General features: G+C 62.1%; 1 protein-coding gene. It reads right to left on the bottom strand.

The genetic code is table 11. The annotated features are described in order from the left end of the window. Positions 1–1,951 (bottom strand): beta strand repeat-containing protein (locus ASO19_RS09165; RefSeq protein ID WP_181005253.1); only part of this gene is annotated, 1,951 nt, incomplete at both ends.

Below are 1,951 nucleotides of genomic sequence, written 5' to 3'. Positions count from 1 at the left end.
CCCCGCATTGGTAACGAGATTGGCCAGTCTGGCTCCGTTCGCCACCAGTGATCCATCATTGTTCGTGACCGTTCCGGTGACGGCTGAACCATCCTGGAGGGCGGAGTGGCCGTTGTTGACAAGTGCCCCGGAAAGGGAGCCTGTCAGGGTCAGGTCACCACTCTGCCCGACGGTTGTGTCGCCGGTATAGGCCTGATGGTTCGTGAGGGTTTCTTTCCCCCCGTCAAGGGTCAGCCCGCCCTTGCCGGAGAGGATACCGTTATAGGTGTCATTGGCCTTTGTCAGGGTGAGCGTGCCATCCAGCGTGCCGTTGCCGTTTCCTGCGAGGGACCCGGCGGAGGCATTGTTGCTGGTGACGGTCAGGTTCTGGCCATCATGGGTGAGGGTACCGCCGATGGTGCTGTTGTCGAGTGTCAGGGATCCGTTGCCCGTATTGGTGACAGCACCATCCGTTTTGTTGCCCCCGGCGAGGGTCATGACGCCGCTGTTTGTTGTGGAGGCCTGGGACCCGCCCGTGGCGCTGAAGGTGGCATTGGCAGCGTTTGTTACGGTCCCTGCGGATGTTCCGGCAAGGGCTGTCTGTCCACCATTGCTGCTGACGTCCCTGACGATGCTGTCATTCAGGCTGACGGTCCCCGCATTGGTAACGAGATTGGCCAGTCTGGCTCCGTTTGCCACCAGTGATCCATCATTGTTCGTGACCGTTCCGGTGACGGCTGAACCATCCTGGAGGGCGGAGTGGCCGTTGTTGACAAGTGCCCCGGAAAGGGAGCCTGTCAGGGTCAGGTCACCACTCTGCCCGACGGTTGTGTCACCGGTATAGGCCTGATGGTTCGTGAGGGTTTCTTTCCCCCCGTCAAGGGCCAGCCCGCCCTTGCCGGAGAGGATACCGTTATAGGTGTCATTGGCCTTTGTCAGGGTGAGCGTGCCATCCAGCGTGCCGTTGCCGTTTCCTGCGAGGGACCCGGCGGAGGCATTGTTGCTGGTGACGGTCAGGTTCTGGCCATCATGGGTGAGGGTACCGCCGATGGTGCTGTTGTCGAGTGTCAGGGACCCGTTGCCCGTATTGGTGACAGCACCATCCGTTTTGTTGCCCCCGGCGAGGGTCATGACGCCGCTGTTTGTTGCGGAGGCCTGAGACCCGCCCGTGGCGCTGAAGGTGGCATTGGCAGCGTTTATGACATTGCCCGCCCGGCTGCTGCTGAGAGTTGCTGCACCATTGTTGGTGATGTCAGCCAGCGTGGCGCCATTGGAGACGTTCAGCGTCTTGTTGTTGATGGTGGTGTTCTTGACCTGCGCATTGGGTCCTGAGACCTGGGCATACTGGTCGTTGACCAGCCTTCCGGCGATGGACCCTGTCAGGTCCAGCCCGGCCCCTGCGGCACTGGTCACATGGGTGTCGCCGGTATAGCGGTTCTGGCCGCTGAGGGTTTCTGTTCCGCCAGCGATGGTCAGGCCCCCCTTGCCGGAGAGGGAGCCGGCATAGCCGTCCTGTGCGTTTGTGAGGGTGAGCGTGTCATTGAGGGCGCCGGTGCTGTTTGTGCCGGAGAGAGTTCCGACCGTGGCCCCGCCATCCCCGATGGTGAACTGGCCCCCAGTGGCGGCAAGCTTGCCGGAGACATTGGTTCCCCTGTCGAGCAGCAGCGTCCCGGCTGTCGTGACATTGCTCAGCTGGGCATTGTGGGCCTCCAGCGAGCCGGTGCTGGTGTTCGTGACCGTTCCGGTGACGGCTGAACCATCCTGGAGGGTGGAGTGGCCGCCATTGACAAGTGCCCCGGCAAGGGAGCCTGTCAGGGTCAGGTCACCACTCTGCCCGACGGTTGTGTCGCCGGTATAGGCCTGATGGTTCGTGAGGGTTTCTTTCCCCCCGTCAAGGGCCAGTCCGCCCTTGCCGGAGAGGATACCGTTATAGGTGTCATGGGCATTGGTGAGATGCAGGGCACCATCCAGC

This window comes from Parasaccharibacter apium (genome assembly GCF_002917995.1).
Classification (GTDB): Bacteria; Pseudomonadota; Alphaproteobacteria; order Acetobacterales; family Acetobacteraceae; genus Bombella; species Bombella apis.
Note: the sequence above shows the minus strand (reverse complement) of the source record. Positions and strands in the feature narration are given on the sequence as shown.